The organism is Bacteroides sp. 90-K9/2, assembly GCF_047310725.1.
Lineage (GTDB): Bacteria > Bacteroidota > Bacteroidia > Bacteroidales > Bacteroidaceae > Bacteroides > Bacteroides vicugnae.
In genome coordinates this window covers 271,046-297,603 of the sequence record NZ_JBCGVL010000005.1, presented here as the reverse complement: position 1 = coordinate 297,603, position 26,558 = coordinate 271,046, and the positions used below count along the sequence as shown (strand labels likewise).

General features: G+C 45.9%; 18 protein-coding genes and 2 pseudogenes. 5 read left to right on the top strand and 15 right to left on the bottom strand.

The genetic code is table 11. The features are described 5' to 3' along the window. Window positions 1-48: 48 nt before the first annotated feature. The gene (gene atpC / locus AAHJ11_RS14100; protein WP_074557056.1) at window positions 49-294 is read right to left on the bottom strand and encodes an ATP synthase F1 subunit epsilon; all 246 of its coding nucleotides are present in this window, start codon (window positions 292-294) and stop codon (window positions 49-51) included. A gap of 12 nt (window positions 295-306) precedes the next feature. Continuing rightward, the gene (gene atpD, locus AAHJ11_RS14095; RefSeq protein ID WP_074557001.1) at window positions 307-1,824 is read right to left on the bottom strand and encodes a F0F1 ATP synthase subunit beta; all 1,518 of its coding nucleotides are present in this window, start codon (window positions 1,822-1,824) and stop codon (window positions 307-309) included. Between the two features lie 673 nt (window positions 1,825-2,497). On the opposite strand from atpD, the gene purT reads away from it, so the two are divergent. Continuing rightward, entirely contained in the window at window positions 2,498-3,664 is a 1,167-nt protein-coding gene (gene purT / locus AAHJ11_RS14090) for a formate-dependent phosphoribosylglycinamide formyltransferase (protein WP_217723261.1), read from the top strand. Between the two features lie 140 nt (window positions 3,665-3,804). On the opposite strand, the gene AAHJ11_RS14085 is transcribed toward purT, so the two are convergent. Further along, entirely contained in the window at window positions 3,805-6,939 is a 3,135-nt protein-coding gene (locus tag AAHJ11_RS14085; protein ID WP_148366927.1) for an ATP-binding protein, read from the bottom strand. 239 nt (window positions 6,940-7,178) lie between these two features. Further along, window positions 7,179-7,454: pseudogene (locus AAHJ11_RS14080) on the bottom strand (N-acetylmuramoyl-L-alanine amidase); the annotation flags it as partial. Between AAHJ11_RS14080 and AAHJ11_RS14075 the strand changes: the two are divergent. Further along, window positions 7,415-7,567, top strand: a pseudogene (locus AAHJ11_RS14075) (phage integrase SAM-like domain-containing protein); the annotation flags it as partial. The pseudogenes AAHJ11_RS14080 and AAHJ11_RS14075 sit on opposite strands and share 40 nt — an antisense overlap. A gap of 257 nt (window positions 7,568-7,824) precedes the next feature. Further along, window positions 7,825-8,697, top strand: coding sequence for an Rpn family recombination-promoting nuclease/putative transposase (locus tag AAHJ11_RS14070; protein WP_413579664.1), 873 nt, complete (start codon window positions 7,825-7,827; stop codon window positions 8,695-8,697). A gap of 117 nt (window positions 8,698-8,814) precedes the next feature. Here AAHJ11_RS14070 and AAHJ11_RS14065 read toward each other — a convergent pair whose 3' ends face one another. From AAHJ11_RS14065 to AAHJ11_RS14045, 5 genes are all read right to left on the bottom strand, one after another. Continuing rightward, window positions 8,815-9,969 (bottom strand): acyltransferase family protein, encoded by a 1,155-nt coding sequence (locus AAHJ11_RS14065; RefSeq protein WP_413579662.1) that lies wholly within the window; start codon window positions 9,967-9,969, stop codon window positions 8,815-8,817. 97 nt (window positions 9,970-10,066) lie between these two features. After that, window positions 10,067-10,630 (bottom strand): Crp/Fnr family transcriptional regulator, encoded by a 564-nt coding sequence (locus AAHJ11_RS14060; RefSeq protein WP_148366929.1) that lies wholly within the window; start codon window positions 10,628-10,630, stop codon window positions 10,067-10,069. A gap of 23 nt (window positions 10,631-10,653) precedes the next feature. Next, on the bottom strand, window positions 10,654-12,048 hold the full coding sequence (locus tag AAHJ11_RS14055; protein WP_195650532.1) for an acyloxyacyl hydrolase: 1,395 nt from the start codon (window positions 12,046-12,048) through the stop codon (window positions 10,654-10,656). 33 nt (window positions 12,049-12,081) lie between these two features. Then, window positions 12,082-12,705: a chloramphenicol acetyltransferase gene (locus AAHJ11_RS14050; protein ID WP_217723226.1), complete on the bottom strand. Its 624-nt coding sequence runs from the start codon at window positions 12,703-12,705 to the stop codon at window positions 12,082-12,084. A gap of 158 nt (window positions 12,706-12,863) precedes the next feature. Next, complete coding sequence (locus tag AAHJ11_RS14045) at window positions 12,864-14,381, bottom strand: DUF4301 family protein (protein ID WP_148366932.1); 1,518 nt, start codon at window positions 14,379-14,381, stop codon at window positions 12,864-12,866. Between the two features lie 106 nt (window positions 14,382-14,487). Here AAHJ11_RS14045 and AAHJ11_RS14040 point away from each other — a divergent pair, with 106 nt between their 5' ends. After that, the gene (locus tag AAHJ11_RS14040) at window positions 14,488-16,707 is read left to right on the top strand and encodes a RelA/SpoT family protein (protein ID WP_413579661.1); all 2,220 of its coding nucleotides are present in this window, start codon (window positions 14,488-14,490) and stop codon (window positions 16,705-16,707) included. A 14-nt stretch (window positions 16,708-16,721) separates the two neighbouring features. Here the strand turns inward: AAHJ11_RS14040 and AAHJ11_RS14035 are convergent, their stop codons facing one another. From AAHJ11_RS14035 to AAHJ11_RS14025, 3 genes are all read right to left on the bottom strand, one after another. Beyond that, window positions 16,722-17,879 (bottom strand): MFS transporter, encoded by a 1,158-nt coding sequence (locus tag AAHJ11_RS14035; RefSeq protein ID WP_195649566.1) that lies wholly within the window; start codon window positions 17,877-17,879, stop codon window positions 16,722-16,724. Window positions 17,880-17,888: 9 nt separating this feature from the next. Then, complete coding sequence (panB, locus tag AAHJ11_RS14030) at window positions 17,889-18,710, bottom strand: 3-methyl-2-oxobutanoate hydroxymethyltransferase (protein WP_148366935.1); 822 nt, start codon at window positions 18,708-18,710, stop codon at window positions 17,889-17,891. 247 nt (window positions 18,711-18,957) lie between these two features. Beyond that, window positions 18,958-19,605 (bottom strand): HAD family hydrolase, encoded by a 648-nt coding sequence (locus AAHJ11_RS14025; protein WP_413579660.1) that lies wholly within the window; start codon window positions 19,603-19,605, stop codon window positions 18,958-18,960. A 150-nt stretch (window positions 19,606-19,755) separates the two neighbouring features. On the opposite strand from AAHJ11_RS14025, the gene AAHJ11_RS14020 reads away from it, so the two are divergent. Next, window positions 19,756-21,120 (top strand): MATE family efflux transporter, encoded by a 1,365-nt coding sequence (locus AAHJ11_RS14020; protein WP_148366937.1) that lies wholly within the window; start codon window positions 19,756-19,758, stop codon window positions 21,118-21,120. A gap of 39 nt (window positions 21,121-21,159) precedes the next feature. Here AAHJ11_RS14020 and AAHJ11_RS14015 read toward each other — a convergent pair whose 3' ends face one another. The 3 genes from AAHJ11_RS14015 to AAHJ11_RS14005 are packed head-to-tail and all read right to left on the bottom strand — an operon-like array spanning window position 21,160 to window position 26,504. Beyond that, window positions 21,160-23,478, bottom strand: a complete 2,319-nt coding sequence (locus tag AAHJ11_RS14015; protein WP_413579659.1) for an ABC transporter permease — start codon at window positions 23,476-23,478, stop codon at window positions 21,160-21,162. 18 nt (window positions 23,479-23,496) lie between these two features. After that, complete coding sequence (locus tag AAHJ11_RS14010) at window positions 23,497-24,171, bottom strand: ABC transporter ATP-binding protein (protein WP_004303508.1); 675 nt, start codon at window positions 24,169-24,171, stop codon at window positions 23,497-23,499. A 23-nt stretch (window positions 24,172-24,194) separates the two neighbouring features. Beyond that, window positions 24,195-26,504, bottom strand: coding sequence for an ABC transporter permease (locus AAHJ11_RS14005; RefSeq protein WP_413579657.1), 2,310 nt, complete (start codon window positions 26,502-26,504; stop codon window positions 24,195-24,197). Window positions 26,505-26,558 lie beyond the last annotated feature (54 nt).

The following is a 26,558-nucleotide window of genomic DNA, read 5'->3' as shown; positions in this document are numbered from 1 at the left end:
TTTTTCACACTTTTGATATTTAGTCTTTGTGCCGGTGGGGAACTTCCGTCAGGAAACACACGCGGAAACCGTACCGTCACTCATTTCGACAAAACCGCCCTGAATATCCATCGTGTGCTCTTCTCCGTCCATCGTCGTGTAACTCAACGTTCCCTCTTTCAACGACGAAACAATGGGCGCATGCCCGGGGAGAATAGAAAACGAACCGATCATTCCCGGCAATGTGACAATCTTCACATTTCCGTCGAATATGCTCTTTTCGGGCGATACTATACTCAAATGCAGTTCTTTCATCATGCTATCTTTTTATTTTTTTGCCTGTTCCAGCAATTTCTTACCTTTCTCTATTGCCTCCTCAATGGTTCCGACATTCAAGAAAGCCTGTTCGGGAAGATAATCCACTTCTCCTTCCAGAATCATCTTGAATCCCTTGATAGTGTCTTCGATGCCCACCATCACGCCCGGAACGCCTGTAAACTGTTCGGCTACGGCAAACGGTTGCGAAAGGAAACGCTGCACACGGCGGGCGCGGTTCACTACCATCTTGTCTTCTTCCGAAAGCTCTTCCATACCGAGGATGGAAATAATGTCCTGCAATTCCTTGTTACGTTGCAGAATTTGTTTCACTTGCTGCGCTACGTCGTAGTGCTCCTGACCAACAATGTGCGGATCGAGGATACGTGACGTAGAAGCCAACGGGTCTACAGCCGGATAAATACCCAGCTCCGTAATCTTACGATCGAGTACGGTAGTGGCGTCCAAGTGGCTGAAAGTCGTTGCAGGAGCCGGGTCGGTCAAGTCATCGGCAGGCACATACACCGCCTGTACGGAAGTGATAGAACCTTTGCGGGTAGACGTGATACGTTCCTGCATCGCACCCATTTCCGTAGCCAGCGTAGGCTGGTAACCAACGGCGGATGGCATACGTCCTAAAAGGGCGGACACTTCCGAACCTGCTTGTGTGAAACGGAAGATATTATCGATAAAGAACAAGATATCGCGTTTCTCACCTTCTTTTCCTGCGTCGCGGAAAGATTCCGCTACCGTCAGTCCGGACAATGCCACAGAAGCACGTGCGCCCGGAGGCTCGTTCATCTGACCGAAAATCAGAGACACCTGCGATTTCTCCAGTTCGTTATAATCCACTTTCGAAAGATCCCAATGACCTTTCTCCATTCCTTCCTTGAATGCCTCGCCGTAACGGATTACACCGGATTCAATCATTTCGCGCAGCAAGTCGTTACCTTCGCGGGTACGTTCACCTACTCCGGCAAATACAGAGAATCCGTTATGTTTCTTGGCGATATTATTGATAAGTTCCTGAATCAATACAGTCTTTCCTACACCGGCGCCGCCGAACAAACCGATCTTACCACCTTTGGCATACGGTTCGAGCAGGTCGATCACCTTGATACCTGTGAAGAGCACCTCTTGCACAGTTGTCAAATCCTCAAACTTAGGGGGTTCTCGGTGAATAGAATATGCACCTTTACGGTCGAGTCCTTTCATACCGTCGATTGAATCACCGACTACGTTCATCAGTCTTCCTTTAATCTGTTCGCCAATCGGCATCGTGATCGGGCCTCCGGTGGGATACACTTTCATGCCTCTCTGAAGTCCGTCAGTACTATCCATCGCTACGGTACGCACCGTATTTTCGCCGATATGTTGCTGAACTTCTACAACCAGTATTTTGCCGTTTGGCCTCTTTATCTCCAGCGCGTCGTGGATGCTTGGCAGCACCAATTCTGCATCCGTACCTTCAAAGTACACATCGACCACAGGGCCGATCACCTGCGAGATATGTCCGATAATCTGTGACATAAGCAATCTCAATTTATTTATATTATTCTTTTCTCTCCCTTTGACTTTATAATATGACAAGGAATGAACATTTTTCGCGTTTTACCTATTTTCATTATTATAGTAAACAGTTGAGTTCAGTTTTTGTTCAACTATTTTCTATATTCGATAAACTTCTGTCCTTAGAAATAGTTAAAGAAACAACTGCGCAAATGTAGAAACAATTCCGTGTCGTTGTGCTTCCTTTTTCATTATTTGTCGTTCGATAACACTTATTAGACCTACAAAGACTACAGATTAACCAATTCCGGCGGTTTTCTGCTATAAATTAAAAGCAAAACAAGTTTAGCACTAATAAACTATCAATAAACTAAATTATCTCCTCCAGTTTCCTATCTCCCTGTTTAAAATCAATGAATTAGCCAGAACAGAAAATAGTAGCAAAGGCAACTAGTTTTGTGTTCGAACACAGAAAAGACGGTTTTTCCATGCTTTCCTTAAGAAAGTTTAAAGTTAGACTCCCTGTTTTCCTACTATTCATTCTTTCATATTCCGTATTCCTGCGTTAAGACCCACATCCATCTTTATAAACTTCCCGATTTATATAAAAGAGCAATATAATAACGCTCTATACAATTATTATCTCATTTTTTTGCTGTAATTTTGCACCACTTAATATAAAACACTCAAAATGATGAAGAAAATACTATTACTCGGTTCCGGCGAACTAGGAAAAGAATTTGTAATTTCAGCTCAACGTAAAGGCCAGCACATCATTGCATGTGACTCCTATGCGGGAGCACCGGCTATGCAAGTGGCCGATGAATTTGAAATATTCGACATGTTGAACGGTGAAGAACTGGAACGCGTGGTGAAGAAACACCGCCCGGACATTATCGTTCCGGAGATTGAAGCAATCCGTACAGAACGTTTATACGACTTCGAAAAAGAAGGCATTCAGGTAGTTCCCAGTGCCCGTGCCGTGAACTTCACCATGAACCGCAAAGCCATCCGCGACCTTGCCGCTAAAGAACTCGGATTAAAAACGGCCAAATATTTCTATGCCAAAACCTTGGAAGAACTGAAAGAAGCTGCCGATAAAATAGGTTTCCCTTGTGTCGTTAAGCCGTTGATGTCTTCTTCCGGCAAAGGACAATCGCTCGTGAAGAGTGCCGACGAACTCGAACACGCTTGGGAATACGGATGCAGCGGCAGCCGTGGCGATATTCGCGAACTTATCATTGAAGAATTTATCAAGTTCGACAGCGAAATCACCCTGCTCACCGTTACTCAAAAGAACGGTCCTACCCTCTTCTGCCCTCCCATCGGACACGTGCAGAAAGGTGGCGACTATCGTGAAAGTTTCCAACCTGCACACATCGATCCCGCCCATTTAAAAGAAGCGGAAGAGATGGCCGAGAAAGTAACCCGTGCACTGACAGGCGCAGGACTTTGGGGAGTTGAGTTCTTCCTAAGCCACGAAAACGGAGTCTATTTCTCCGAGCTTTCCCCGCGTCCGCATGACACAGGTATGGTGACACTGGCGGGCACACAAAACCTGAATGAGTTCGAACTCCACTTACGTGCCGTGCTCGGCCTGCCCATTCCCGGCATCAAACAAGAACGGATAGGTGCAAGCGCTGTGATCCTTTCCCCGATTGCCAGTCAGGAACGCCCTCAATATCGCGGACTGGAAGAAGTGACGAAAGAAGAAGACACCTACCTCCGTATATTCGGCAAACCGTTTACCCGCGTCAACCGCCGTATGGGAGTAGTGCTTTGCTATGCTCCGCTGAATGCCGATTTGGATGCCCTGCGTGATAAGGCAAAGAGAATTGCCGGGAAAGTAGAGGTTTATTAAAATCCAAAGAATCATAGAAAACTAGAGGAATCATAGAGAAGATAAAAACGAGGCGTGTGTCGAAAGTTAGTGATTACCACTTATTGACACACGCCTCACTTTTTCAGAGAATATCTATCGATTCATCACCATCTTATTCTTTAGAAGAACACCATCCGCTTGTTTATAATTTCAAAAAGTTTGTTTTTTAGCACATTAGCATTGATCGGTTTGGAAGCATAGCCGTCGAACCCTTCGCTAAGAATACGCTGCTCATCCGAAGCATAAGCATAAGCCGTGATAGCGATGATAGGAATTTCGGCAGATAGTTTGCGTATCTCTTTCGTTGCTTCGTATCCGTTCATTATAGGCATATTGATGTCCATCAATACAATATGCGGATGCTTCTCCTTGAACAAATCGACAGCCTCCTGACCATTCCAGGCATGGATAATATTGAAATCCTTGTGCAAGATATTCTCGAACAATTTATAATTACTCTCGTTATCTTCGGCAATCAAAATACTGATATCATCGCGATGCACGTGCATCATGTCGAACTTCGGTTCCTGCGACTGCATCTTTTTTACAGGATGATAAGGCAGCGTAAACCAGAAAGTAGAACCCTTTCCGTACTCCGATTCCACACCTATTTTCCCTCCCATGTGCTCCACAATCATCTGGCAGATTGAAAGTCCGAGTCCTGTGCCTTGCGCAAAACTGTTGAGCTTCACAAAGCGGTTGAACACCGTTCCCAGTTTGTCCTCCTGTATGCCACAGCCCGTGTCGGTCACATAAAAGCGCAACATATTCTCTTCTTTCTCCAGTGTATATCCGAAAGTGATGCTGCCGCCTTTATCGGTGAATTTGATTGCATTGGTGATAAGATTCGTAATCACTTGGTTCAACCGGTTGCCATCTGTTTCAATACAACAATCCGGCATAGGCTCCATCAGGCTGAAAGCCAGCCCTTTTTCTTCCGTTCGGGCTTGCAGTGAGCATTTTATACCCCGCAAAATCTCGCTCAAATGCTTGGGCAGGTAAGCAAACTCAAGTGTGCCCGATTCTATTTTGGACAAGTCGAGGATGTCGCCCACCAGTTGCAACAGCAGCTTGTTGTTGTTTTCGATGATCGTAATATACTCTTCTTTTTCTTCCGGTTCCTCTACGGTAGGTAATAGTCCGGAGAAACCGACAATCGCATTCAGCGGCGTGCGTATCTCGTGGCTCATATTGGCAAGGAAGGCACTCTTCAGGCGATTCGATTCCTCGGCACGGTCCTTGGCACTTACCAATTCCTCTTCCAAAGCCTTGCGGGCGGTAATCACCAATGAAGAACCTACCAACGTCAGCGGGCGACCGTTTTCGTCACGGGTGGCAACAGTTGCCTGTGCTTCCACCCAGTCCGTTTGCAGTCCCGTAGCCGTGCGGGTAACCACCCGGTATTCTTCTTTCACCTTCTTGATAGTTCCGGTTATCAAATCCTGATAAGCCTTCTCGATGCGTGGCCGGTCTTCCCTGAATATTTTTGCAAAGTACTGTGCATCCGGCACAGAAAGTTGCTCTTCGGTAACATCCTGTTCTTCGGTGCTCAATTCGATAGGACGGTTTATGTCGCAAAGAATCATCCTCCGTTCCAGATCCCACTTCCAAGGAATGATGTCGGCCACTTCGAGAGCCATAATCAACTTCTGGTTTGTGGCGTTCAGTTTTTGCTGGGTGTGATACAAATCCGTGCTGTCCACACCAAACACATCTATGTAATCTTTCTTCGAGCTAAGAGCCAGCACGATTTCCTGATGCTTATTGGTCTGTGGGGTATAAAATGAATACGTGATCGGACGTTTTCCCTTATCCAGAATCTTCACATAGTTTATAGAGGCAAGGAAGTTTGTTCCAAACAATTCACTGGCCCGCTTGCCGATTACATCCACTTTAGATTCATACTGTTTCAGGAAATGCTTGTTTATGGAACAGATTTCCATATCAACGATTTCGCCCTCATCATCACGTATCAGACGTTCACGGGCATAGATGATAGGCATATTATCAAACAAATCCGACAACTCTTGTGCCGTTTCCAATTGCGTCTGTTGGGCTTCACGCACCCTGCCTAACGCTTTTATTCTTATATATTGATAAAGCACCACAAAGAGAATAACAAAGAAAGCGATAATGGCTATGAATAAATAGCCATACTGCTGCCATACAGTTTGCGGACGGTTGAAAAAGACAGAACCGGACGGACAACTGTCCGGCGAGAAATTCCGTTGCAACAAAGCGGGATAATTGAATATATTTTCTCCCTTCGGAATGTAAAACGGGATAGTGCGCGGAGCAACTCCCGACAGTACAGCGGAGAGTGTTTTGAGCAACTGCTCGTTGAAATCCGTTTGTGAATACATAAACCCTCCTATCATTCCGCTATTTACGACCAGAGAGTTTTTAAGTGCAAATATCGGAGTCACACTATTGGAGATTACCTGGAATGAATTAGCTTGCAACTGCACATTTCCGGCTACCACCTGACGGGTGAACCAGGATGAAAGAAGTACTCCCGTGGTAGCACTGTCCACTTTGTTCAGTTTCAACAGCAAACTGTCCGTAGTCATATTTGCAGCCGAATAGAAATCATATTCCAGCTCCGGATATGCCTTCTGCAATAACTGTTTCATGTCAGTATTGAGTTGCTGATTCACATAACGTCCGTCTCCGATCAGGATAATCTTCTTCATACCGGGAATCATATGTTGCAGCAGCTTCACATTTTCCTCAATAAACACACGGGTCTGGAGCAGTGTGAGATTATACTCTTCGGTGAAGTTGGTAAGCGGAACCTGTTCGGACGGTACTACCGGATATTTTTTAATGTAGCAGTCATCGGGACCCATATAACTCTCTTCCCCGCACAAAATGAGGGGAACATCTCCCCATGCTTCACGCATCTCATTGCGGAAGAGCATCATCGAGTTGCCCAACAGCAATACGGCTTTAGGTTTCTTCTTTCCATATTTGGCAAAGATATTCGTTTTGAGGTCCGCCAGTTTCAAGCTGTCATCAATCATCAGCATATTCATGTTTTCCACATATACTTCTGTTTTTCTTTCCATGTTCAGCCATTGCAGAACAGGGGAAATGATGGCATTACTCCAAGGAGCATCCGATGTATAGGTATTAAGTATTAGCAGATAATCACTCTGGAAAATGGTATCTTCTTTCACTTGAGGAAAAACGGTGAGAGTCCAAAGGCATAGACTTACCAGCAAAATGGCTTTACGGAACTTTAGTGCTTCCATATTTTCTTGTTGTTTTATTTGTGATATTGATAAACTTCGCAAATCTATGATTTATTTTTGGTATTTTGAGTAAAAACATCAAAAAAAGAAATGATTTTCACTCACTTTCCGAAAAATATCAGTTTATCTTCGTTATTATGCGAATCCCGTTCCAGAAAGTGCATACGCACACTCTGAAACGGGACTACACTTTTGAATGACTCCGGATTCATCGTCCAAAAAAATTTCTACATACCTATTTATATAATTATGTCTTTCTCCGGCGACCCGAATCCGGCTTTTACCTCAAAACAGGGACACGATTTCACCCATTCTTCCGGCTCTATTTCACCATTTCCGTTCAGGTCGGGACTAAGATCACGATGGCCGCACACCCTGCAATCCGGGTAATCCCGCAACAACGTGAGAACCAATACGCGCAGTGAGTGCTTCTGCCATTCGGTACAGGTGTCTTTGGGCTGCCCTGTGCGGTCGACATGTGTACCGAAGCAGTTTGAATGCAATCCGCACTTTTCTGGGTTCGGACAAGATGCCGTTTCGGCAACTGACGCCCAAATGGTTGAAGCGTTTTGAGAACAGTCTACGGGAACATGGATGCAGTTGGAACACGGTGTCTACTTATCTGCGGAAAGATTATTGATTTTGTGAAGCGGTCAAGAGGGAAAGCAATCTCCTGACAAATAAGACGTTACTTCGTAGGTAACGGAAATTTAATTTGAAACGAAAAAGGACACAGAGTATGTATATACTGTAACTGTCAACATGCCGGATGATGGAAAAGTAGAAGCCGGACAATAGTCACCTTTTGGATTATTTTATCCTTCTCCTTGACCATATTCAACAAAAAAGCGCTATCTTTGTTTTGTAATTGAGACACAACATACAATGGGAAGATTTATCAATCCCTTTACCGATTTTGGCTTTAAGTTTTTATTCGGCAGAGAGGTAGAAAAGGAGTTATTAATTGACTTCTTGAATGATTTGCTCGTAGGAGAGCACATAATCACCGACATCCAGTTCCTCAACAACGAACAGCAGCCGGAAGTAAAAACAGAGCGAGGTATTATCTACGACATATATTGCGTAACCGACACGGGCGAACGCATTATCGTAGAAATGCAGAATCGGGAACAGCCTTATTTTAAAGACCGTGCCCTCTTCTATCTCTCACGAGCCATCACGCAGCAAGCAAAAAAAGGTGTTTGGGACTTCCAGTTGGATGCAGTGTATGGAGTGTTCTTCATGAATTTCGTGATGGACAAGGATATGCCCGCTAAAATCAGAACGGATATTATACTTTCTGACAGGGATACTGGGAAGCTCTTCAACAACAAGTTCCGGCAAATCTTTATCGAACTGCCAAACTTCAACAAAGAAGAGGATGAATGTGAAAACGATTTTGAACGCTGGATTTATATATTAAAGCATATGGACACACTTGACAGAATGCCTTTCAAGGCTCGCAAAGCAGTTTTTGAACGACTGGAGAAGTTGGCTTCCAAAGCGAATATGACCCAGGAAGAAAGAGCGCAGTACGAGGAAGAATGGAAAATTTACAACGATTATTTTAATACGTTGGACTTTGCTGAACAGAAAGGACGACGGGAAGGACGGCAAGAAGGGATACAGAAAGGTCGACGGGAAGGACGGCAAGAAGTTCTTATCGAGACCGCTCGTAAATTCAAAGAAATGGGATTTACTACTGAAATGATTGCCAAAGGCACCGGACTTTCAAAAGAAGAAATAGAAAAGCTATAAAATCGACTTATTACGATTAGTACCTCCTCGGAGGAAAACAGGAATACATATCAGAAAAATAAAAGTCCCGTTTTGTCTTGCAACAAAACGGGACTTTCTCTATAAAAAAACTACTACCTATCGTTTCTTGCTCAAGAAACGCTTTGCCAAATACTTACGCAAAGGTTCATCATAGAATTTCAAGCTTAGATAAGCCAGTACAATGCATAATGCGTAAACACATAAAGCTACCTGCCAAGTCTCGCCCAGCGTATAGAGTTGATTCTTAATCAGCCATGCATAGAACAGATACATCAACGGATAGTGTATCACGTAGATCGGATAAGATATATCTCCCAAGAACTTACATATCTGCGTTGACCGCTTATCCGTCGTACTTCCCGACGCACCCAGCCACACAAGGATAGGGAAAGCTACGACAATGCAAAACGCTTCATACACACCGTTCGTACAAACCGGCTCTGCGCCCTCCAAATAAGGAACGGAAAACAGGGCAATCAATACAAGGGTACATATCCAGAAAGCGCCTTTCACTTTCACTGGTTTGAAGTTGCGGGATAAAAGCATACCCAAAGAGAAAGGGAAAAGCATTCTCAATGATCCGCCCAAGAAGTTTACACCATCCAGCGTCCATCCTACCCCCATGTTTCCATAACCGGAGACATCGAAGATGGCGAATGACGTCAACGCCACTCCCAACAATACCACCATCACAGTCAACGCCTTATTAGACAAACGGCGAATGAACAACGCATAAAGGATATTGCCTATATACTCGAAAAATAACGACCAGCACGGCCCGTTCAGCGGAAACATCTCGCCATTGCCGCGAACCTCATAGCCCGCCCCCGGCATGGCAGGAATGAAAAATATCGTGCAAAGAAGAGACAACATCACCATGGATATGGTAACGTGTGTTCCATCCCATTGCACAGAGCCCTGAATGCAGAACGTGATAGCTCCCAGAACAGCCCCCAGAACAACCATGGGATGAAGACGTATCAACCGGCGTTTAAAGAAATCTTTCATAGTGAGACTCTTACCCCAACGGTCGTCGTAAGCGTAACCGATCACAAAACCCGAAAGGATAAAAAAGAAATCCACGGCCAAATATCCGTGATTCAAAGTTTCAATAGCACTATTACTGGCAAAAGCGAAGCCCTCGAATACATGATACCAGATCACCATAAGAGCCGCCACACCGCGAAGTCCGTCAAGAAGATCATAATGCGCCTTGGTGTCTGAAAAGGCTGAAGCAGAAATGTTCGACATTTGTTTTTCTATTAGTAAGTTAGTATTTTCAGAGGACAAAGATACGGTTTGCGCTACGAAGTTTCTTTGCTCTAAAGCAAAAAAGCCCTGCTAATCGCTATTTTTTAGCGCGCACCCGGCTAAGGGTATAGATGGAAATACCCAAAAAAGCAGCCACATATTTCAGCTTCACCCGGTTTATAAGTCCGGGATAGCGGCGGTTGAACTGTTCGTAGCGTTCTTTAGGCGAAAGTTGGAGGCGTTCCACAAACATGTGGCTAAGCTCCTTGTTTACATTCTGATGCAGGATTCTTCCCCAGTTGGCTATGTCGATATACGTTTCGTAGAGGGCATTCAGCTTGTCGATGTGGATAACGTAGATTTTGCAAGCGGAAAGCGTTTCAACGCTTTCTATCGATGGTTGCTGATAGTAGAGCGAATCCATGCCGAACGTAACGTCACCCTCCTGACTGAACCACGTAGTGGTGTCCTCTCCGTTGTGATGGAATATAGAACGGGCAATGCCCTCTTCAATGAAATAAACCAAGCGGTCTGTCACTCCTGCCTGAACAATATAGGTATCTTTGGGATAATACCTTAATTCCATATTCGCCTGAAGCGCTTGAAGTGCTTCGTCGGAAACCGGATAGATTTGCCTGATTTTACGAATGATATTTTCCATTTGGGGGAATGGCGTATTGGGGGTTAATGACGTACTTTAGGATATTTATTATTAAAACGGAAACCAAGACCGAGCATCAGATAATTAGGAGTCTGGAAATCCTGAAGATTGTAGCCGATGTGAAGGAATGAACTCCGGGTGACGTCTATCTTCAACGCAAAGACCTGATACAGTCCGCGCAAATCGCCACGCCCCAGCACATTTGTTCCCAAGCCGACACCGATAGTAAAAAACGGCATCACGTATTCTGCCCGTCCGGAGAGTCCCAGCGCAAGCTGATGCTGAATGCCCGGCACGAGAAATTTACGACGGGAGGAACCGCTGCCGCCATCGTACTCTACCAGCGCATCTTCGGTGTACACATTGGCACTACCGTCATAGACACCATCCAGCGAGACTCCGAAGCGCAGCTTATAGTTGAGATTGTACATCGGAGCAAAGTTGAATCCCGCTACGGGATAGCTGCCCGGTGATGCAATCTGTTTCTCGCCCACATAGACACCTTTCCGGCGCCACGAGCCGAACAACACAAGGTCATAACTGACGTGCCGCGGAAAACGGGGAACGTAGGGATGAACCAATGATTTAGTGAGGTCGGCTTCTTCCCGGTTGAAGTTGTACACCAGTCCGATTTTCGCTCCGGTGGTGTTGACACCTGCATTGGGAAACTTGGTGTTGCCGTTAGAGAAATGCGTGAAGTCTCCGCCGATGATAAAGTCGAAATAACGGGAAAGCGACCAGTTAAGGTAGATACCTGCGTTGAGATAGGCATTCACCCGTGAGCCTACGGCTCCGTTGTAAGAGTTGTAATCGTTGTCATAAGGTTTCCATCCGGCAGAGATACCGAAATTCCACTCGTAATTGAGCGAAAGGCGGGGATTGAAACGGGCAATGCGTGCACCTTGAAAGACATAGAACGTCACAGGATCACCCAGCTGCTTTTTATCGCCAAAGGTGGTGAAGGCCAAGCCGAAACCTTGATAGGCTCCGCCATAGATGCGGTCGGCACAGGTGTTGGGACGAAACTTGAAAGAGTATTTCAGATGAGCGGCAAATGAACTCTGGATGGGTTTCCACCGTTCGTTCTCGCCTTGCAGGAAAGGATTGGTGGGGAACACGTATTGCGGCCGCGCCTCTATCCCCAACCGGTGAATGAAATGGTGGGGAACGTAGGGAGCTACGGTGTCGGCTCCGCATTGCGGGAAACTGTTGTGCCGGAAGCCATGAATTTCTTCCTGCAATCTCCGCACTTCTTCACGAAGTTGGCGGACGTCCTGCCGGAGCTGTTTCACCTCTTGCCGCATTTCCTTCATCTCTTTCTCTTCCTGCCCTACCTCCTGCGCACAAAGCGAAGTGCCGGGAAAAAGCAAAGCGGAACAGATTACGGCAATTTCCCATCTGGGTATCTTTACTCTCATATAATAGTCTGGTTTGTCTTTTCAGAACGGAAGTTACAAATGGAGCTTCTCAATAAACTGTGCCACATGATAGCCGTCCATCAATCCATGATGGCAGGTTACGGAAACGGGCATCATCAGTCTTTCTCCGTCGCGGAAGTACTTTCCGGTGGAGATTTTGGGAACACTATCGCCCGAACGCATATTGGTGGGGTGCTTCATGTCGGTGAATGAGAGCCACGGCACTGCCGAATAATGAATGGCATTGGGATGGAAAGTGCCTCCTTTGTTGAGTCCCGTAGTGGCTTGCAAACGTTCCATCTCTGCTTTTGCCCGACGGATAAAGACGAGTTCGTCCGGATCGTATTCAAAGGCGGCAAAAGAAAAGGTATGGTCGGCACGGCCTACGGTGGCTTCGGGCAGAAGGCTGTCATAGCACACCACCTTATCGCCTTCGATGCGGTAACGGAATTCTTCTACCGCAGCAGCGGCTGTCGTTATCCGGTGGAGGACTAACAGGGAAAAGGATATGCCTTTGGCTTTGGCTTCCTGATACGCGCGCGTACAGTCTACCTGAACGGTTACTCCGAAAAACGGATCGTCAAAAGCACTGAAATGTTCGTAATGTTCTCTTCTGTTCCAAGTAGCAATATCGATGATCTTCTCTATCTGATTCATTCTAAACACTCTTTTTTAAGTTTCACCACAGAGGACACAGAGTTTTTTCGGTAAGGTAAGACCGGAAACAATGGAATCAATTGCATTAATCCGGTGAAAAAGTTCTATAAAAGCTCTATAAAATCTCTGTGTCCTCTGTGTCCTCTGTGGTGAATAAATTACTGATGTTGCTCACGCAACAGGTCGTTCACTGTTTTTACCGGGTTGAAGGTGGAAAGTGGCACTTCTACGAAGACGGTATTCCAGTCGCTCATCGCACCGTTCCACAAGCCGGGAAGTTCGAGAGCTTTCAGGTCTTTGCCGTTCTTCGATTTGTAGGAGATGAAGCCTGTTGCCTTATCTACGTACTTCACCAAGTCGAATTTATGTCCTTTATAATCGCGCACAGCACATACGAGGTCTACCGGATTGAAGTGTGTGCCTTTCTCGAACATTTCTTTCTTCTCCGGATCGTCCATGTCGATCTGTGAGCTTTCGAGGATTTGCAGGGAGATGGTTCCGTCGCTGTTGTAAGCAAGGAACGGGCCGCCACCGGGTTCGCCTACGTTCTTCACCATTCCGCAGACACGCATCGGGCGGTTGAACTTGTTTTTCAGGTAGATGGCGAGTACGGAATCTTCGAGGTCTTTCGTCTCCGGATTCTTGCAGAAGAGTTTCTTTTGCAGGAATTGAAGCATTTCCATCATCTGGTCATGGGTGTATTTACCGCTGTCGAGCAGGGTAAGATATTCGAATACTTGTTTTTGCAAAGTCACGAGCACTCCGGCAATCAGTTTCTTATAAGTAACGGTGTCGGCCTTCAGTCTGTCGGGCACTACGTTGTCGATGTTCTTGATGAAGATAATATCTGCATCGAGGTCGTTCAGATTCTCAATCAGTGCACCGTGGCCACCGGGACGGAACAGCAGTTTGCCGTTGTCGCGGAAAGGTTGGTTGTCCATGTCGGCGGCAATCGTGTCGGTACTCGGCTTCTGTTCGGAGAAGGTGATGTAATAATCCACTCCATAGCGTTTGGAAAATTCGTCTACCTTTTCGGCTACCAATTTCTTGAAAAGTTCGCGATGTTCGGTAGATACCGTGAAGTGCACATTCACTTTACCGCTCTTTCCGGCAGCATACATGGCTCCTTCGGCGAGATGTTCTTCCATCGGTGTGCGTGAACCTTCAGGGTACTTATGGAATTTGAGCAGACCTTTCGGCAATGCGCCATAATTCAGTCCGGCAGTTTCGAGCAGGGCGGACACCACTGCTTTATAGTTACCTTCTTCGATCAGTCCGGAAATATCTTTTCCGTCGATACGCTGGCAGGCTACATTCAGATCGTCATAGAAAGCAAAATCCTTGATTCCGTCAAAGAATGCCTGTTCGAACTTGGTAGTCGGCCGGTCATAGTCGGCGGACAGGAACTCGAATAGGTTCTTGAACATACGACTCGCTGCACCGGAAGCGGGCACGAACTTCACAACAGTCTTACCTGTGTTTGTATACGCATCCCAAGCGGCCAGATAAGCCTTCTGTTCTTCTGCATCGGGAGCCAATATTCCTTTTTCGATGGAAGCGGCTGCATCCAGTTTCAAAAAGGGGAAACCCGTCTGGAAGCATGCTAATTGTTCTGCAATTTGCTCTTCCGTAATGCCTTTCTTGGCAAGCAACTCTTTGTCCTGTGTCGTTATCATAATATCTAATTTTATTAATTGATGCCCAAAAATACAAAATGTTATTTACTTCTTGCCGAATAACCGGGAAAAAAACTAATTTTACATCGAATTAACAAGATTGAATATGGACGACTTTTTTACATCGGAGGAAAAAAAGGAGCTTTTTTCACTCTACCGGCATTTGTTGCAATCTGCAGGAGATAGTATTTCCTGGAAGGATTGCCTAAAGTTAAAGAGACATCTTATCAAAGCGGCCCAGTGTAACGGTCTGCAACGCAATAACTTCGGGATGAATCCCGTCATCAGAGATTTACAAACGGCAGTGATCGTTGCCGAGGAAATCGGTATGAAAGGTTCGTGCCTGGTCGGTATCATGTTGCACGAAATCGTGAAGGGGCATGTCTTGTCTATCGACGAGGTGAACGCCGAATATGGGGATGACGTGGCAAGTATCATCAAGGGATTGGTGAAAACAAACGAGCTTTATGCGAAGAGTCCGGCTATCGAGTCGGAAAACTTCCGTAATTTGCTGCTTTCTTTCGCGGAGGATATGCGTGTAATCCTGATAATGATTGCGGACCGCGTGAACGTGATGCGCAAAATCAAAGATACGGGCAACGAGGGGGACCGGATCAAAGTGGCGAACGAAGCTGCATATCTGTATGCTCCGCTGGCGCACAAGCTGGGACTGTATAAGCTGAAATCGGAACTGGAAGATTTGTCTCTCAAATATACGCAGAAGGAAACGTATTATTTTATCAAGGATAAGCTGAATGAGACGAAGGCTTCCCGCGACAAGTATATCGCTGCTTTTATCGAGCCGATCCAGAAGAAGGTGTCGGAAGCAGGATTGAAGTTCGACATCAAGGGGCGAACCAAGTCGATTCATTCGATATGGAACAAGATTCAGAAGCAGAAAACGTCTTTTGAGGGGATTTATGACTTGTTCGCCATCCGTATCATCCTCGATTCGGAACCGGATCCGGCTAAGGAGAAGCAGGAATGCTGGCAGGTTTATTCGATTGTTACGGATATGTACCAGCCGAACCCGAAGCGTCTGCGCGACTGGCTCTCTATTCCGAAAAGCAATGGTTACGAATCATTGCACATCACTGTGATGGGCCCGGAAGGGAAATGGGTGGAAGTGCAGATACGTACCCGCCGCATGGACGAGATCGCGGAACGCGGCTTGGCTGCTCACTGGAGATATAAAGGTATCAAGGGTGAAACGGGTCTGGACGAGTGGTTGACTTCTGTGCGGGAGGCGTTGGAGAATGCGGACAACGACTCGCTGAAAGTGATGGATCAGTTTAAGATGGATCTCTACGAGGATGAAGTGTTTGTCTTCACGCCCAAGGGGGATTTGTTCAAGCTCGGCAAGGGGGCTACGGTATTGGATTTTGCGTTCCATATCCATAGTAAGTTGGGATGCAAGTGTATCGGCGCGAAAGTGAACGGCAAAAATGCACAGCTTAAACAGAAACTGAACAGCGGCGACCAAGTGGAAATCATGACTTCAAACACCCAGACTCCGAAGCAGGACTGGCTGAACATCGTGACGACTTCCAAAGCGCGCACCAAGATAAGGCAGGCTCTCAAGGAGATGGTGGCACGCCAGCATGCTTTTGCCAAGGAGACGCTGGAACGGAAATTCAAGAACCGTAAGCTGGAATATGATGAAGCGACCATGATGCGCCTCATCAAGCGATTGGGCTTCAAGAATGTGACGGAGTTTTATCAGCGGATTGCCGACGGTGGACTGGACGTTAACGAGATTCTGGATAAATACGTAGAGCAACAGAAACGGGACAGTGATACGCACGACGAAATTGTGTATCGCAGTGCCGAAGGGTATAACTTGCAGGCTGCGCAACAAGAGGAAACGACGTCTAAGGAAGATGTACTGGTGATCGACCAGAATCTGAAAGGGTTGGAATTCAAGTTGGCTAAATGTTGTAATCCGATTTACGGGGACGATGTGTTTGGTTTCGTTACGGTAAGCGGTGGTATCAAGATACACCGGGCGGATTGTCCGAATGCCAACCAGATGCGTGAGCGTTTCGGTTATCGTATTGTGAAGGCTCGTTGGGCGGGGAAATCGGTGGGTACACAATATCCTATCACGCTGCGGGTTGTAGGACACGATGATATTGGTATCGTGACTAATATCACTTCTATTATATCCAAAGAGAATGGTATCACGCTGCGCTCCATCGGTATTGACTCGCACGACGGTTTGTTCTCCGGAACACTGACGGTCATGGTGGGTGATACGGGACGTTTGGAGGCTCTTATCAAGAAATTACGTACTATAAAGGGAGTAAAACAAGTTAGCCGGAATTAATTCCGGCTACTCTCCTATCTTACTTTCTTCTTTATATAATAAGGATAGGTAATCAATACAAAGAAGAGTAAAGCAATGGATGCTACTATCTGTCCGGTATGTAGCATCTTATCTGTATCCAGTTCCATGTAGCAGGCGGTAGCGATTCCCAGAGAAATGCCGATTTCGGTTGCCAGCAGATGGGTAGTGTTGGCTGTTCCGCGTTGGCAATGGTGGGATAGCTTTACGAACATCACCAGGAATTCCGGCAGGATAAAGCCTAAGCCCAATCCCAAGAGTACGGAGGAAATACCTATGGAGATGTCTGTATTCAATAAAGACATGGCTACCATTTCCAATCCGATTCCCATAATGACCAGTCGCAAGGTTTTCTCTTTCAGGAAAAACAGACGTGCAAAGAACAGGGAAACAATGTATCCGAGGGCTGTTCCTACAAAGAACGGTACGGGGATTCCTGTGTTTCCGAGTACGAAATCGTTTAGGAAAGGGTGTACCATGGGAACCAGCAGTCCCGGAATGAAGGTTATCAGGATCAGATTGATGGCAGGAACCCATCCACGAAGCAATAAGAAGCGGTCGAAGGAATAGAGTTTGGTGACAATCGGCGCACGGAAAGGTACGTAGACTCCTGATAAAATGAGGATTCCGACAGCTCCGGTTATGACAGATACAGTGAGCAGGGTTTGGAAGGATTGGCTTTGATAAAGCCATACTCCGAGGATAATGCCTGCGATCATCCCCATACGTGCCATCCAGGAGAAACTGACGTTTCCCGCACTGCGCAGCGTGGAGTTGGTGATGTCGATGGCCAATGTGATGCCGGCTGTTGTGCCTATGCCAAAGGCAAGCCCTTGCACGGTGCTCAACAGAATCAGTTCTGTGAGGTTGGTGACAAAGGCGTATCCGATGGTCGCCACTACCATCAGGGCGGCAGCAAACATACACACGTATTTACGCTTGTATGCATCTACCAGATAGGCATGGAAAGGACCGATGAGGAACATCCCCAAGGTGAAAAAGAGAAAGATTACTCCTGTCTGTGCAGCCGGCACTCCGAGACGGTCGGCCATCTCTACGGAAAGCACCGGAAATAACACATACAAGGATATAAACAACAGCAAATTAGCTACACATATCCGCATAAAATGAACTGTCCACAATTTAACTGCCATATACTATATTTAATATTGTTCCTTCTCGTTGGGAAAGTAGCAATTCTTCACGTCAGAAACATAACGGCTGATGGCATCGGTCATCACCGTGTACAAGTCAGCGTAACGACGCAAGAAACGGGGACGGAATCCGTTGTTCATGCCAAGCATATCCTGAATCACCAATACTTGACCGTCTACGTGTCCACCGGCACCGATACCGATAATAGGTATGGTCAGTTCGGAAGCTACGCGTTCGGCAAGGGTTGCGGGAATCTTTTCGAGTACAATGGCAAAACAGCCTGCTTCTTCCAATAGATGGGCGTCGCGAATCAGCTTCTCGGCTTCGGCGTCGTCCTTGGCACGCACGGTATAGGTACCGTATTTATTGATGGATTGAGGCATGAGTCCCAGATGTCCCATTACCGGAATGCCGGCGCATACGATGCGTTTCACCGTGTCTATGATTTCTTCACCACCTTCCATCTTCAAAGCGTCAGCGTGGCTTTCTTTCATGATGCGGATGGCAGAAGCAAGTCCTTCCATCTCGTTGCCCTGATAGGATCCGAAAGGCATATCAACCACTACCATCGCACGCTTTACACCACGTACCACGGATTTAGCATGATAAATCATTTGGTCGAGTGTGATAGGTAGTGTAGTCACATTACCTGCCATTACATTAGAAGCAGAGTCGCCTACCAGAATTACATCCATTCCTGCACCGTCTACAATCTGCGCCATTGTGTAATCATATGCAGTCAGCATAGATATTTTTTCACCTCTCTGTTTCATTTCAACCAAGCGATGAGTAGTCACCTTTCTTGTATCATCCGATATATAACCAGCCATGTCTTTTTAAATTAAAAATTAATGATTAAATATTAAAACGACGCCAAGCGCCTTCAAAAATCGCGGCAAAGTTATAACATTTAATTCAGAACAGAGAAGGAAATGCAAAAAATCCTTTCAAACGCCTCGCTTAGGTAGCTGGGGAGGCGTTTGAAAGGATTCTGTGAGGTATAATAAAAGCTCCTTAACGATATAAGGAAGCGATTTATCAAGTGCAATAATGTGCGTTTCGGATTTATTCTTTCTCTTAACGATGTAGAGTCAGGAGCTTGTCGTAGGTCATGCCGATAAAGTCATCTATTATATAATGTGCTTTGCCGGTAATAGCTTCACGTGAGTTGGTGGTGGCAAGTCCGATCACTGTTGCCCCGGAAGTCATTCCGGCTTGCAGACCGTGGAAAGAATCTTCAAAGACATAGGTATTTTCGGGAGTGGCTTCAAAGATTTCCATTCCGAGCAGGAAGCAGTCGGGAGCCGGTTTGGAACGGGCAAACATCTCTCCGGTCAGAATGCGGTCTACCATTCCTTTAAATTCGGGGTGGGCATTATAGACGTTGGCCATCTTCTCTTCGTTGGAGCTGGTGACTACGGCTATCTTTGCACCGTTACGGCGAAGATCGGCTATAAAGGCTTCTACTCCGGGGATATACTCGTAGGACATCTTTTGCTCGTAAACGTAAAGTTCAGCGCTTATTTCAAGCTGGGCTTCGGGTTTGTCCGAGAAATACTTTTCATAGATTTGCAATAATGTCTGTCCCTTGATCCGGCGGCCGAAATCTTCTTCGTTCAGATATTTCCGTCCCTGCTCGTCCCAGAAGACTGTGTACTGCGTTTCTGTATCCATAATGACACCATCAAAATCGAAGAGTGCCGCAATCGTTTTCGTTGTATTCATATATAAACTTTCTTTTTACCTAAACGTTAAACCTTGTGTATCCATCGCTGCAAAGTTCCGAATAATCATCGAATCAGGCAAATAATTCGTACCTTTGCAAAGCTAAAAAAAACGTAACATACGTTTTTATCCAACAAAATCTACTAGCGCATGAGCAAGAACGACCCACATATCTTAGGCAAAGAAAGTATCGGCAAATTGCTGTTACAATATTCCATTCCTGCAATTATAGGAATGACGATTACTTCTATCTATAATATTATTGATAGTATCTTCATCGGACATGGCGTAGGCCCGATGGCGATTGCCGGACTGGCCATCAGCTTTCCGCTGATGAATCTGGTGGTGGCTTTCTGTACATTGGTATCGGCGGGCGGTTCTACGCTGGCGTCTATCCGTCTGGGACAAAAGGATATGAAGGGGGCTACGGAAATCTTGTCACACACGTTGATGCTCTGTATCACTAATTCGTTCTTCTTTGGTATTTTGTCTTTCATCTTTCTGGATGATATATTGGTTTTCTTCGGGGCCAGTAACGAGACGCTTCCTTATGCGCGGAGCTTTATGCAGGTGATCTTATTGGGTACTCCTATCACTTATACGATGATTGGGTTGAACAACGTGATGCGTGCTACCGGATACCCGAAAAAGGCGATGTTGACTTCGATGGTGACGGTGGTGGCGAACATTATCCTCGCTCCTATCTTTATTTTCCACTTTGAATGGGGAATGAGAGGGGCTGCTACGGCAACGGTGATTTCGCAGTTGATCGGTATGGTGTGGGTGGTGAGCCACTTTGTCAAGAAAGACAGTACGGTGCATTTTGAGGGGAATATCTGGAAGATGAAACGGAGAATTGTGGAGAGTATCTTCGCCATTGGTATGTCTCCTTTCCTGATGAATGTGTGTGCGTGTGCCATTGTGATTATCATCAATAACAGCCTGCAAAATTACGGAGGTGATATGGCGATTGGAGCTTATGGGATCATCAACCGTTTGCTGACGCTTTATGTGATGATTGTGTTAGGTCTGACGATGGGTATGCAGCCTATCGTGGGGTATAACTTCGGAGCGCAGAAGATAGACCGCGTGAAACAGACGTTGCGACTGGGGATTATCTCCGGGGTTGTGATTACCAGTAGCGGGTTTATTATCTGCGAGTTCTTCCCGCATGCTGTGTCGGCTCTTTTCACGGATAGCGATGAATTGATTGATTTGGCCGTAGACGGTATCCGGCTGGCTGTATTGATGTTCCCGTTTGTAGGGGCGCAGATTGTGATTGGTAACTTCTTCCAAAGTATCGGGAAGGCTAAAATAAGTATTTTCCTTTCGCTGACGCGGCAGTTGCTTTATCTTTTGCCTTGCTTGCTACTCTTTCCCAACTGGTGGGGATTGAAAGGTATCTGGATTAGTATGCCGGTATCGGATGCACTGGCATTTATTACGGCGGTTGTCAGTCTGATGATTTACATTAAGAAAGTATCTAAACAACATCCGGAAACGGTAGCGGAATAAAGCATTAGCAGCTTTACTCCGCCTATTGGTTTTTATTATTTATTCTGCTTTAATGCTCTTTACGGGGTTTTCATTGGCAACGTGCCAGGCTTTCACTACCACGCAAGCCACGATAACCAATAGTACCAGCAGGGCTATTCCTATAAAAAGTAACAGATCCATATCAATTCGTTCGCTAAACTGTTCCAACCATATTTGGCCTGTAAAATAGGAAGCGGCAGTACCTATCAGAACAGAGATTACGGAGATGTTCAGAATGTCGTATATCAATAATTTCAGGATGCCGGAGGCTTCTGCCCCATTCACTTTGCATATGGCTATTTCCTTGCTGCGGCGTTGAGTTTCTCCATTCACATAGCCAATCAATCCCGTGATGACAATAAGCAGGATGAAGCAGGACGAAATCCAGACTGCATTACGGAAACGATATACACTCTTATAGCCTTCCCGGATCTTGCTGTCTACTGAATTGAAGTTCAGAGCTACATTCGGAAATGTTTTTGCCACACATTCGTTCAAGCGTTTCAGGTTCTCGTCATAGGGTTCTTTTAGACGGACATTGATGGTGTGATTGGCCGATTCTTTATCGGCAATCAATGCAATAGGAGACTGACTGGAATAGAAACTTCTATTACGAATATCATCAAACACTCCTACGATGGTACCTTCTACCCCACTCACGGATTTTCCTACGGCACCATCGGTCCATTTCATCAAACGGACGAGTTCTTTATTCACCAATAGATCGCCTTTTTTCTTGATGGTGGTGCCTTCTGTTATTCTGATTCCCATCACATTCGGATAATCATAGTCGCACATATTGAAATTAAGGGTAGCAATGCGTTTGCCGTCGTTGCCAATCAATCCACGTGTCCAGTACTCTCCCAGTACGCTGTGTGTGGATGCCGATACCCCATCCACCATCGGTTGGCGAAGCAACTCGTCTTTTACATGTTCTACTGTTTCGCCTGACATCCAGGTTTCGGCTTCTACCAGTCCCGGAATCTTGATTCCCATATCTCCATTCATCAGGTGAGAATATTGTAACAGGGTAACCAGCAATAGTCCGAGTACAAAGGAGGTACCCGTGAACTGGACAAATAGCAATGAACGTTTCCATCCTCTTTTCCCATCCGTATAGTGCCGGAATACCTGCGTGACGGGAATACGTGAAAACAGTTTCCCCGGTATGCCTCCTGCCAGGAGGAAAAGGACTGCTACAGTGAGCAACGGTATCCAAATGATGTCCCAGGCAAACAGTGAGGCAAGGCTGGTTCCCAGCAGGTCTTCGATCAATTCGCCCATGTTGATTATCAACAGGAAGCTAAATAGAATGGATAGTAGAACCAAGACTCCGGTTTCTGCCAGAAACATACCAAAGACGTTCCCTGAACTGGCTCCACTGCATTTATGTACTCCTACGCTTTTTGCACGACGACTGATAGTGGCTATTGAAATCAACATATAATTCATGATGGCTACAAAAAACACTGAAAAGCCGAGGAAGCCGAATATCATCAAACGTTTCTGGGTATCGGCAGAATCCAGATGACGTTCCGAAAGAGGAACAACGCTGTATTCCAACTTCCAGTCATCCCATTGCAAGGGGCTGTATTTTGCCATTACTTGTTGGATTTTGCTGTTCACCTTGTCTATATCCGACGCATGACGCAAGCGTGCAAAGGCATAAAAGATATCATTCCCATTCCAACCGTTACCACTCGCATAGTGACCATCGCGGTGAATGGTAATCACAAAGTCACGGGAGAGCATCGAATTTTCGGGTATATCTTTATAGACGCCACGAATTGTCAGTTCCAACTGTTTGTCCGCCGAAAGGGTTTTCCCAATAGGGTCTGCACTGCCGAATGTTTCACGGGCAAAATGTTCTGAAACAAATATGCTATTCGAAATGATGAGATCTTTCGCGTTCCCTTTTAGTACGGGTATACCCATCGTTTCAAAGAAACAGGTGTCAACCCTCATGTAATTTGCTTTTGACAGCAGTTTGTCTTCTTTATAAATATGATAAAACTGGGAAGGAAGTACACAGGTGGCCAACTCTATTTCTTCAGGCATATCCTGCGCCAGGGTAAAAGCTACCGGATCGCAGACGGTATAGTCATAATTCATTCCGTCATCGCCCTGCACTTCGCCGGTCGTCATATTCTGTGCCGCTATTCTCGCCATTATCAGATTCTCCGCTTCCGGGTAACATTTCTCATAGCTCATCTCAAAAGCTATTTGCGAGAAAAGCAAGATGCCAACTGTTAGTCCTAAAGAAAGGGAGAGCACTCTTACGATATTCAAAGTACGCTCATGCAGTAATGTACGTATGCTATAATAGATTTGTCTCATACTTGCTTCTGATCTGGTTTATGCTATCACACTGGCTACCACGCTGCCGTCGAACAAATGAACTGTACGATGGGCAAAGGATGCGTCATGTTGTGAGTGTGTCACCATGATGATGGTTGTTCCTTCTTTATTCAGTTCGGTCAACAGGTTCATCACTTCTGCCCCATTCTTTGAATCGAGGTTACCGGTCGGTTCATCGGCGAGAATCAGTTTCGGATTGGTCACTACGGCACGGGCAATGGCGACACGTTGTTGCTGACCACCGGAAAGTTGTTGCGGAAAGTGTTTGGCACGATGACTGATGTTCATCCGTTTCAGAATATCTTCTACCATGCGGCGGCGTTCGGATGCTTTAAAGCCCAAATATGTCAGAGGAAGTTCTACATTCTCGTAAACATTCAGTTCGTCGATCAGGTTAAAGCTCTGGAATACGAATCCGAGTTTGCCCTTACGCACATGGGTACGTTCTTTCTCTTTCAATCCGCCCACTTCTTCACCCATCAAGCGGTAGGAACCTTCGGTAGGGTTATCGAGCAACCCCAGAATGTTCAACAAAGTGGATTTACCACAACCGGAGGGCCCCATAATGGCTACAAACTCTCCCTCTTTTACTTCAAGGTTTACGTGATTCAAGGCAACTGTCTCCACTTCGGAAGTACGGAATACTTTACTGATGTTGTTTATTTCAATCATAATCTTTTTATTTATGTTTTTAATTATTCACTTTTAAGGCTACTCACGGGATTTTCATTGGCAATCCGCCACGATTTCCAAAGTACGCAGGCTACGATAACGAGAAGATTTACAATCGCTATCAGTACATACGCCGCCCAGCTGACGGGCACGTGTTCGGCAAACATATCCATCCACATATCATTGACGTACCATGATGCCGCCACACCGACCACAACGGCTGCAACGGCTACATAGAGCACATCTTTCACCAACATTTCCAAAATACCGGAGGCTTCGGCGCCATTGACTTTGCGTATGGCAATCTCTTTGGAACGGCGGCGGACTTCGTCGGTTGTGTAGCCTATCAATCCCATCATCATCACAAAGAACATGGTAACCGCTGCCAGTATGGTAGCATTGCTGAAGACGCGGATGGAGTTATAACTCTCTTTTATCATCTGCTCCATCGAACGGAAATCGACCGTTTTATCGGGGAAAGCATCTGCCGATACTTTATTCAGTTTCTGAAGATTCTCCGCAAAAGGTTCTTTCAGCCGGACATGAACACAGCTCCCGAAATTCTTGGTACTCATCAGGATGAAAGGTGCTTGCGGGTTGGTGAAATTACCGATCCGGAAGTCTTTAATCACTCCCACTACTTTACATACGTAGCCTGAATTATAGACGGTACGGTTCAATAGTTCGGTTCCCCAGTGCATCCATTCGCCGTATGTTTCATTGATGACTACTTCGTCTTCATTTCGTGGCATACGCCCCTCCTTCATCACCATACCCATCATCTTCGGATAGTCTTCCATCATTTTACAAAAACGGGAAGAGAAAAGTGATTGTCCACTTTCATCCTGAATCATCGTTCCGCTATAACTATATACGGGATGGGAATCGGCACTGGACACGGACTCTACATAAGGCAGGCCGCGGAAGAAAGTCAGGGCATAGTCTTGGTTTTCTTTATTGCCGAAACCGGTATTGGCTACGACAACGCGCTTCGGATTGTATCCCAGGTCTTTGTTTAAGACATAGTAGTATTGCAGCATCACCACATACATCAGTCCGCAGATGAAAGCTACGCCGGCAAACTGCACGAATAATAGCGGGCGTTTCCAGCCTTTCTTTCCTTCTGTATAGCGGCGGAAGACTTGTGAAACGGGGATTTTGACAAAGATGCGTCCGGGCAGTGCTCCTCCTATGAGGAACAGGATAGCTACCGTCAGCAGGGGTACCCAAAGACGGTCTAAAGAGAACAGAGCTCCGAGTTCAACGGCGGTTGTATCTTCTATAAAGTCGCGGAAGTTCAGTAAGATTAATCCCATCAGTAGTAAGGCGAAGAGAATAATGATAGCTGTTTCCAATAGGAACATTCCCAGAATTTTGCCGCTGCCTGCACCGCTACACTTATGTACGCCGATGGCTTTGGCACGATATGAGAGTGAAGAGATGGAGATCAGTACGTAGTTCAAGGTAGCGATAAAAAGGATGATTATTCCCAGGATAGACATGATGTTCCGCATCCGCTTCACGTCCGGCTCTTCCCTGTACACATCACGGATCGGCTTTACAAAAGCGGTATAACCTACTACTTTCTGGTCTTCTGCAGGACGATATTTCTTTATCAAGTCATTCAACCGGGCATTCACCACGGATTTGTCTGCTCCGGGACGGAAACGGATAAATGCAATCCAGCTATCGCCTCCTCTCCAGGAGTAGTTTCCCCATCCACGGCTCCATACGGTAGGCAGAGAAATCACAGCCTCCGGTCTGACGGTAGCATTTTCAGGTATGTCAGCATACGTACCTTTCACTGTCAGTTCTATTTCCTTATTATAAGAGATAACTTTGCCTATCGGATTTTCTTGATCGAACATCTTACGAGCCAACCGGTCACTAAGAAAGACAACATCTTTCTGCATCAGTTCCTTTTCCGGAACACCGCTTAAAACGTCGATACCCATAGTCTGAAAGAATAGTGAATCGGCTGTCACTTTGTTAGCTTCAAAACGGACACTTCCATGATAAAGAGGGGCACTCATCCAGACGCAATAGCTGGTGGCTGCCTCCACTTCTTTAGGAAAATTCTCCAGTATGGCACCCGCCACCGGTCCGCAGTTCATTTCCTGCGGCTCAAAGGTTTGGCCATTGGCGGAAAAGACGGAGAAGATCTGATACAGGTTATCATAATCTTTGAAGCATTTGTCAAAGCTCTGTTCGAAAGCCACACGGGCAAACAACAGAATGCTCATCGTCAGCCCCAACGCCAAAGAGAGGATTTTGATAACGTTGGAACCATGCCCCCGCAATAAAGTACGGATCACATAATAGATTTGTTTCATATTATATTTTATTTTTGTTTTTCTATTTTCAATCATGCAGAAAGCATGCCAAAA